At 35.6% G+C, this 1,740-nt stretch carries 3 protein-coding genes; all 3 read right to left on the bottom strand.

The annotated features are described in order from the left end of the window. Window positions 1-173: 173 nt before the first annotated feature. Window positions 174-899 carry a GIY-YIG nuclease family protein gene (locus tag V6C71_08640; GenBank protein HEY9768560.1) on the bottom strand — a complete coding sequence of 242 codons (726 nt, stop codon included), beginning with the start codon at window positions 897-899 and terminating at the stop codon, window positions 174-176. 242 nt (window positions 900-1,141) lie between these two features. Further along, on the bottom strand, window positions 1,142-1,465 hold the full coding sequence (locus tag V6C71_08635; GenBank protein HEY9768559.1) for an IS1 family transposase: 324 nt from the start codon (window positions 1,463-1,465) through the stop codon (window positions 1,142-1,144). Between the two features lie 20 nt (window positions 1,466-1,485). Then, on the bottom strand, window positions 1,486-1,740 hold a 255-nt coding region (locus V6C71_08630), incomplete at its 5' end, for an IS1-like element transposase (protein ID HEY9768558.1).

Genomic DNA, 1,740 nt, shown 5'->3' with positions numbered 1-1,740 from the left:
AGATATTGCATTAGTTGATGATAAAGAGGTGGGTGCTGATTCATGATTTTTCACTGGTTTTTCGCAATTTCAGTGTCTCATGATGATTGCCCACTTTTTTATGAAAATCACGCTTTTCATCTACTTGTGTCCATCAGTCAGGCGATCGCCCTTTCAACTTCAATTACTCAGGACTAATTTTGTTGATAATCTAATAATTTTGGCTCGGCTTTAAACCACTCTCCGGACAGTCTTAAATGGTCAAACTTTTGATGCAGATCATGCTCTAATTCTTGGGCTGCTTTTCCTCCTTTTACTTTGAACATCTTAATTATTTTTAATTCATAAGGATTAGCTGTTTGCAGAGATTTAAGCCTCTTTTCTACATTTTTAGCACGTCCTATTTTGATCGTATTACTTTCTTCGCTGTGGATGAAATAAACGTATTCTGTTGTAGCTAGATTATCTCCATCAAGAGCAATAGTTTTTCCACTAGGGGTAATAATCTCTGCACCATCACTCGCCCAGGTTCTCACCCAAGCACATACAGATTCTATATTTAAAGATTTCTGAACTGTAAGTTTAATCGTTTCTCTAGGATCGACTAAAGTAAATTTTTTGCCTCCTGCTTTACCTCTTTTACAAGCTATAACAACTCTAATTCCTCCATCAGACTTTTCATCAGGATAAATACCAACGCCGCGAACTTTATTTACGTCGCTGTGAACCTTAAATTTTAAAGATTTGCGTTCCACTTCCTCCAAACTGAATCTTTTAAAGATGGTTGGATTAGTATGTTCTCCTAGCAATGGAATATTGAGACGTTTGGCTATTTCTATATCTGAAATATCAATCCAACCTCGACCTTTTAGTGGTTGACCTGGAACTTTATCAACGTAAAAAGTTACTCTTGTTCGCATTCTTAATTATTTTCCTTCACCACGACAATTGACCTTCACTTACACAACTATACGGTACTGTAGCAAAGATGTTGAATTAATCAAATATTTCTGCCAAACTCATACTTATTAATATACAAACCAATCACTAGATCGTGCATCTGAGTAAGCTTAGAAAAGCAGATTATTTTTCTCTATAATCTTTTAATTCTATTCCTCAAAGTCAGATGCTTTCTCTCAACAGCGCGATTACACATGGCGAACTAAATTCGCCGTGTCTCGCGCTCAATCTTTTGCATTTTATATTTACTGACAGTTCTTTCTTCTCGATCGAGATGACGCTCGTATGTTTTTAATTTGTCGGTGTAAAATTTTTTGATTCCAAATAGTTTAAGTAGCTTTTTCAACTTAAGAAACATTCGCTCTTGTCTTGTTCCCAACACAAAAGCTAGAATTGTTCCTGTTTTGTGGTCAATCGCATGCCAGAGCCATCTTTGGTAAATTTTCTTGCCCACATAGCTTTCCATTTCATCCACTTCTACTTTTTGGATTATTACTGTCGAGTTTTGTGCTTCTGTTTGCTTCAACCATTTAAGATTAACTTTTTCTAGTTTTGACTCTTTTTTTTAAGCTGTTTAATTACTGTATGAGTACTAATCGAAAGGACTCTAGCAGTATCTCTAATTCCACTGCCATTAACTGCCATTTCAATAATCTTTTGTTTTACTTCTGGTTGGTAACCATAATGAGTATAATCTCGTATAAAGGTAGAGCGAGGACATTCTTTATGGCGACAGCAATAGCGTTGTTTTCCTTGTTTTGATTTCCCATTTTTCACTACATCTGTTGATTGGCAAAATGG

Origin of the sequence: Coleofasciculaceae cyanobacterium (genome assembly GCA_036703275.1) — a bacterium.
GTDB lineage: Bacteria > Cyanobacteriota > Cyanobacteriia > Cyanobacteriales > Xenococcaceae > Waterburya.
Note: the sequence above shows the minus strand (reverse complement) of the source record. Positions and strands in the feature narration are given on the sequence as shown.